5 protein-coding genes are annotated in these 6,221 nt (G+C 50.5%); 1 reads left to right on the top strand and 4 read right to left on the bottom strand.

The features are described 5' to 3' along the window. Positions 1-142 precede the first annotated feature (142 nt). Positions 143-1,525 carry an argininosuccinate lyase gene (argH, locus tag LKK83_RS19240; protein ID WP_324632905.1) on the top strand — a complete coding sequence of 461 codons (1,383 nt, stop codon included), beginning with the start codon at positions 143-145 and terminating at the stop codon, positions 1,523-1,525. Between the two features lie 368 nt (positions 1,526-1,893). Here the strand turns inward: argH and LKK83_RS19235 are convergent, their stop codons facing one another. The 4 genes from LKK83_RS19235 to LKK83_RS19220 all read right to left on the bottom strand — a co-directional run bounded on the left by LKK83_RS19235 (position 1,894) and on the right by LKK83_RS19220 (position 6,095). Continuing rightward, positions 1,894-2,469 carry a hypothetical protein gene (locus tag LKK83_RS19235; protein ID WP_324632904.1) on the bottom strand — a complete coding sequence of 192 codons (576 nt, stop codon included), beginning with the start codon at positions 2,467-2,469 and terminating at the stop codon, positions 1,894-1,896. A 112-nt stretch (positions 2,470-2,581) separates the two neighbouring features. Beyond that, positions 2,582-3,625 (bottom strand): HEAT repeat domain-containing protein, encoded by a 1,044-nt coding sequence (locus LKK83_RS19230; protein WP_324632903.1) that lies wholly within the window; start codon positions 3,623-3,625, stop codon positions 2,582-2,584. A 412-nt stretch (positions 3,626-4,037) separates the two neighbouring features. Continuing rightward, a complete protein-coding gene (crtD, locus tag LKK83_RS19225) occupies positions 4,038-5,570 on the bottom strand; it encodes a C-3',4' desaturase CrtD (RefSeq protein ID WP_324632902.1) in 1,533 nt (510 codons plus the stop codon). Between the two features lie 204 nt (positions 5,571-5,774). Further along, positions 5,775-6,095: an STAS domain-containing protein gene (locus tag LKK83_RS19220; protein WP_324632901.1), complete on the bottom strand. Its 321-nt coding sequence runs from the start codon at positions 6,093-6,095 to the stop codon at positions 5,775-5,777. Positions 6,096-6,221 lie beyond the last annotated feature (126 nt).

The raw sequence follows: 6,221 nt of genomic DNA, 5'->3' as shown, positions 1-6,221 counted from the left end.
GGAGAACTCCTCCCTACGCATAAATGACGAGGGTTTCCGTTCTCCCCCTTACCAACCCTAATTTCTGATGAAAAAACCCGTTTTCTGTGGAAAACGGGTTTTTCCAGTTATTTTAAACGAAGTCATTCAGCGGTGAATTCAGATGAGCGAACAAAAAACTTGGAGTCAACGGTTTGAAGGGGCACTACATCCGGCGATCGCCCGCTTTAATGCCAGTATCGGTTTCGATATCGAACTGCTCGAATACGATTTGACTGGCTCGGTGGCACATGCTAAAATGCTGGCCAAAACGGGCATTATCTCATCCGCCGAATCGGATACCCTGGTTAAAGGACTCGAACAAATTCGCCAGGAATATCGCCAAGGGTTGTTTAAACCGGGCATCGAGTCGGAAGACGTTCACTTTGCGGTGGAACGCCGATTAACTGAACTGGTGGGGGATGTGGGGAAAAAACTGCATACGGGGCGATCGCGTAACGACCAAGTGGGCACGGATACGCGCCTTTACCTGCGCGATCGCATCACTCACATTCGCCAACAGCTTAAAGACTATCAGCAGGTGTTGCTACAACTCGCTGAGAACCATGTGGAAACTCCCATCCCCGGTTACACTCACCTGCAACGGGCGCAACCGATTAGCCTCGCTCATCACTTGTTGGCTTATTTCGAAATGGCTCAGCGCGATTGGGAGCGCTTGGGGGATGTTTACCAGCGCGTGGATATCTGCCCCTTGGGTGCCGGCGCTTTGGCAGGAACGACGTTTCCCATCGATCGCCAATACACCGCACAACAACTGGGCTTTTCTAAATTATACGCCAACAGTCTCGATGCAGTCAGCGATCGCGATTTTGCGATCGAGTTTCTCTGCGCCGCTAGCTTGATTCTGGTTCACTTGAGTCGCTTGGCGGAAGAAGTCATCCTCTGGGCCTCGCAAGAATTTAACTTCGTCCAACTCACCGACTCCTGCGCTACGGGGTCGAGTATTATGCCCCAGAAAAAAAACCCCGATGTCCCAGAATTGGTACGCGGAAAAGCCGGTCGCGTTTTCGGTCACTTGCAAGGAATGCTCACCCTAATGAAAGCATTACCCTTAGCTTACAATAAAGATTTGCAAGAAGATAAAGAAGCCCTTTTCGATAGCGTCAAAACCGTAAGCGCCTGTCTCGAAGCAATGACCATTTTAATGCGCGAAGGCATCGAATTTCGCCCCAACCGTCTTGCAGAAGCAGTGGCGGAAGACTTTTCTAATGCAACGGATGTGGCGGATTATTTAGCGACGAAAGGCGTGCCATTTCGAGAAGCTTATAATCTGGTGGGGAAAGTGGTTAAAACCTCTTTGGCGGCTGGCAAGTTGTTAAAGGATTTGACAATGGAGGAATGGCAATCCCTACATCCGGCGTTTGAGGAGGATATTTATCAGGCGATCGCACCTCAACAAGTGATTGCTGCCCGAAATAGTTACGGCGGAACCGGGTTCGATCGGGTGCGAAACGCTCTAGAATCTGCTCGGGAAAAAATGAAATAATCTACAACGCGCCCACCCGATTCGGGTGGGTCAATTCTCCGATTGTGATTTAAAGAAGCGGGCGATTGAAATCGCGGCTGGGCAAACCAAGTCCGCCTACGCGGACTAATTTTTTTACATATATTTCTTCGGTCTTAATATAATTTTGTTACGCCTATTCCTCCGGAATTAATCGGAAATTTCAGGAAATGATGGTAGTGCCGTGTTCCTAATTTTATCGATATTATTTCGGGTTAAAAACAATAATAGAATAGTAAGTAATTTCACCACATCTAGCGGTAGAGGCAGCATCAGCTAAAAAAAGGGAATAAGTGGGAAAATTGAACCCTAATACCTCGGTAGTTTTTGCTAGTAAATTTCCCTTTTCTCTAACCGTATTTGCGCGTTTCGGACAATATATCTTTTCTCCCCTTTACCTTACAAAACCGCGCGGCATATTGTTGTTGCTTTTTGGTGCCATTAATTAAATAATGCTCCAGTCGCTTTTGTCCTTCTGGGGTTTGGACTAAACTGAGGGATTGTTCTACCCGATCGCGGGCAGTCGCACTTTCGTCTTCTTCCAAGCGATCCATCAAGGTATCGATATGAGACACTTTCACCGGTAACTCGCGATCGATAACGCTATTAAATCGATTGCAATGAGAATTATATAACCGCAATGCATGTTGTACTCGGGTTTCGGTGCGTTTTTCTAACAACAAACAAGCGGCGTGGCGGACTTTACAGGACCGATCGCCCAAACATTCGATAACTAAATCCAACCCATCGACGCCATATTTTATCGCCTCGGAAAGCGCTGCCACTCGCTGGGCAACCACTGGACTGGCTAAGCGCCTTTTTACACCTTCTAATCCCCCTAATACGACTGCATCTATGGGGGCTGGCGTTTGACCGCCGAGAACGGCATCGTATTCTGTCGGTTGTTGTCGGTTTTGTTCCATCACACCGCTCGCAAACTGTCACTTTTTTGAGTATAGCGATTTTCCGTAATTTTGGAAGAGGGGCTAGCCCCCCATTCCCAAAATCGCGATCGCCGCAGGAATAACGCAAATCAATCTATAACAACCCTCGGGTTCGATCCGCTTTTGCCACCACCTGTCGCGGCTTGGCGTCGCAGGGATTGTTCGGCTGCACTTCGCAGGGATTGGGCCGCACTTCGCAGGGATTGGGCTGCATGTCGCAGGGATTGAGCTGCATGTCCCCCGGATCCGGGGTCACTTCCTCGCCACCCGGATTGTCTAACCGCCATTGTTCTAACCATTCTTCCAGGGTCGGATTGACTTGGCAAGGCTTCGGTGTCGCCGACTCTGGGGTGGGAAGAATGTCGCAAATCTGCGGCATGTCTGGATTCTGTTCCCCGGAGTTTTCTTGGGCCAGGGTCTCCGGGGAGGGAAGGGAGGCGCGATCGGGGGCGAAGTCCTCCCTAACCGTGGCTACGGTGGGGGAGGTGACGTTTCCCAAGGCAAAGGCGGCCCCTTGGCGCACTTGCGGATTTTCGTGGTTCAAGGCGTCGGTGAGGGCGGGAATGGCTGGGGAACCGATCGCCCGCAATGCAACTGCCGCATTCCAGGAGAGGCGATCGTCCGCATGGGCTAAGGTTTGCACTAAATTCGGTATTGCTTCTTTGGCAGGCGCACCAATCCCTGCTAAGGCAAAGGCTGCCCCCCGGCGGACGTTGAGTTCTGAATGTTTTAATGCAGCATTCAGTTGAGAAACCGCAGGGGCACCGATTTTTCGCAGGGCCACGGCGGCATCCAGGCGCAGGCGATCGTCTGCATCGGTTAAGCTGTTAATCAGGGCGGGAATGGCTTCTGTGGCGTCGGCCCCCATCGCCCCCAAGGCAAAGGTTGCCGCACTGCGGACTTCTTTATCTTCGTCTCTCAAGGCGTCTAAGAGTGCGGGGACGGCGGGTGAACCGATGCGCCGCAGGGTGTTGATTGCCTGTCTGCGATTCGCGCCTGTCTCGGTTTTGAGTTGCCCGAGGGAGGAAACAATCTCGATTTGTTGGGATGCCTGTGCCTCGATTTGGGCGATCGCAACCCCAAGGGCGCACAGGCACAACAAGGCGATTTTGGGTGCAAATATTAATTTCCGTTGCATCTGTTTATCCATTTTTAATGTTTTGGGTGGCTATCTTTTGCCTCTCGAACTTACTCCCCAACCCCGGCGGACTTTTTATTTCCCCTGGGTAAAATCTGCGGGAAGAACAATTCTGACTGAGAGAGAGCATCCGATGCACCGTTTTGCTAGCATTATCCGATCGCGACTTGCGTTAAGGGCGGGCGGTTCCACGCGGGCAACTTGATTCTATGGTACCCGATTTTAACAGAATCTATCGTCGGAGGATTGGGACTATTGCAGGGGTCAAACGCTTTTAGATTACCCGGCATAAAAGCGCGATCGCTTGTCTTCCCGGCCACCTCCTTCTCCCCTATTTTTCTCCAGAGAACTCGAAGAATGAGTAACGGGCTTTCTTGAGCGCGTTTGAAGTCAAATATGCTCGCATCTACAGTTATCTTTGCGCCTGGATTTGTCGGACGGCGGTGAGGGCAGAATAACTGACCCCTGCAGTGCCTTCCCCGGGATGGGTGGAGTCGCCGACTAACCATAAGTTTCGCACGGGGGTGCGGGTGGCAAATCCAAATGGACCGAAGGTGGAAATGCGCTGTCCGACACCGCCGACGATACCGCGATCGCGGGCGGTAAAGTGGGCGAAGGTACGCGGGGTGGCGGCTTCTCGATGCACGATGGTGTCTGGGGTGAGGTGGAAATACTCTCCGAGGCGGGCGATCGCATCGTCGGTATAGTGTTGTTTTAATTGGGAATAATCCTCACAATTTGCCCACCGTTGGGTATCGGTAAAAGAAGAGGCGGTAATGGTGGCCATTCCCTCGGGCGATCGGCCATCTCCCGGGCGACTAACGGAGACAAAAAGGGAATTATTTTCCGCAATTTCTCCGCGAATATCGTACAAAAATTGCAGGTGCGGGGGGCAATGTTCCGGCATCGCTTCCTGCTTGACACCTAAATACACCACAAATGCGCCGGATGCTGGGGGCAATTTCTCTACCCGCCGCCGATATAATTGTTGCCAAATCGATTCTTTTATGTCTCCCCATTCTATCATTTTTACTAAATTTTGCACCGGGACATTGGCAACGATAATATCGGCAGGTTCAGTCCAGATTTCCCCGGTTTTTTGGTTGTAAATCGTGGCGCTAGATGCACCTTTTTCTGTGATTTCGATTTGTTTGACCCGGTGGCGCATGAACAATTGACCGCCATGTTTTTCTAACCCTTCCACCAGGCGATCGCTCAACACTTGCATGCTGCCTTCTAAATGATACAATCCTTGGGGAAATTGAGACACGCCTAATGCGGTGGCAGCATAAAGCAATGCGGTTTCCTCGGCAGTGACTTGAGAATATAATTTCAGTTGCAAATCGAGAAAGGTTTTTAACCGATTGTCCTTTTCTACCCCACAGAAGCGCAAGGCATCCCCCACGGTCATTAGGGTAAAGGGAAAGGTAATTGTCGTATCGAGGCGCAAGGCTTTGATTAATTGCCCGATATCCCACAAATTGCGCGGGGGAAGAACCGGATCGCGACTTTGAAACCGCCAAGAGGCGCGGAATAATCTGGCCATTAACTGCCAAAATGGTTCGCTTCCGGGAAACTGGCGCTGTCGTTCGGCTTTCCATTTTTCTGGGTCTCGCCAAACGTTAATCGGCTCTTTTTCTCCGGGTAAAAATACGGCACAAGCTGGGTCGCATTCGGTTGCGGGGGGCACTTCGATGTCTAATTCTGAGAAAATTCGATGATGGATACCTCCCGGTTCCAATCCTGCCACCTGCGTCGCCCCCACATCGAAGGTAAATCCGCGCCGCTTAAACGTGGAGGCGCATCCCCCAGGCACGATCGCCCCGTCGAAGACTCTCACTTGATATCCGCGCTGGGCGAGGAGTGCCCCGGCGGTTAATCCGCCAATTCCCCCCCCAATCACGATAACCCGGGATTTGCTGTTGCCTCTAGCTGTGCTTGGCATGATGTCGTTTATTTACATTTCTTAATACTTTTTTCAGTTTATCGCAGTTTTGCCCGTCTCTGTCAACGGTTAAGATGCACTGGGAGCATGTATTGCAGGTTATTGACCTAGTACGCTCGTAGAATTGACCCGATCGCAGAAAAAAGTAGATGCATTCCCGATGGAATTGGGAGGGGAGGAGCGCAGGGGAGGAATCGAGGTGGATCAAACCACTATTTTCGTGCGAATTTCGAGGAAGTCGTTATTGGATTCTAGAATCTCGAATTGACCGTTAAGGTCGCTGATTTCCAAGATATAATGAACCGTTGCATTGAGATTGCATAAACTCAAGCGCTTTCCCGTCTTGCGAGCCAGTTTGTGGGCGGCAAATAAAGCGCTGACGCCGCAATGGTTCAAGGATTTAACTTGGGCTAAATCGATAAAGTAATGGGTGTAGTTTTCGGCGATAAGGGCTGCCATTTTTTGCAGCAACAGAGCGGCCAATTTAACGTCTAAATTGCCTTGGGGTTGCAGAATAATATTCATGCTGGTTCCTCTTCTCAAAATGGTTGGGTTGAGCGACAATGCAGTAATTCATGTAGAATGATGACCCCGATGGCACGATATATCTTTACGCTGATTTTCCTATATTAATCGAAAAATGTCATCAGT

Origin of the sequence: Phormidium sp. CCY1219 (genome assembly GCF_035615515.1) — a bacterium.
Lineage (GTDB): Bacteria > Cyanobacteriota > Cyanobacteriia > Cyanobacteriales > Laspinemataceae > CCY1219.
Note: the sequence above shows the minus strand (reverse complement) of the source record. Positions and strands in the feature narration are given on the sequence as shown.

Excerpts from the sequence above, each read along its gene's own strand:
- LKK83_RS19230 (WP_324632903.1), bottom strand. The coding sequence starts at position 3,625 with ATGCAACGGAAATTAATATTTGCACCCAAAATCGCCTTGTTGTGCCTG.
- argH (WP_324632905.1), top strand. The coding sequence starts at position 143 with ATGAGCGAACAAAAAACTTGGAGTCAACGGTTTGAAGGGGCACTACAT.
- crtD (WP_324632902.1), bottom strand. The coding sequence starts at position 5,570 with ATGCCAAGCACAGCTAGAGGCAACAGCAAATCCCGGGTTATCGTGATT.
- LKK83_RS19220 (WP_324632901.1), bottom strand. The coding sequence starts at position 6,095 with ATGAATATTATTCTGCAACCCCAAGGCAATTTAGACGTTAAATTGGCC.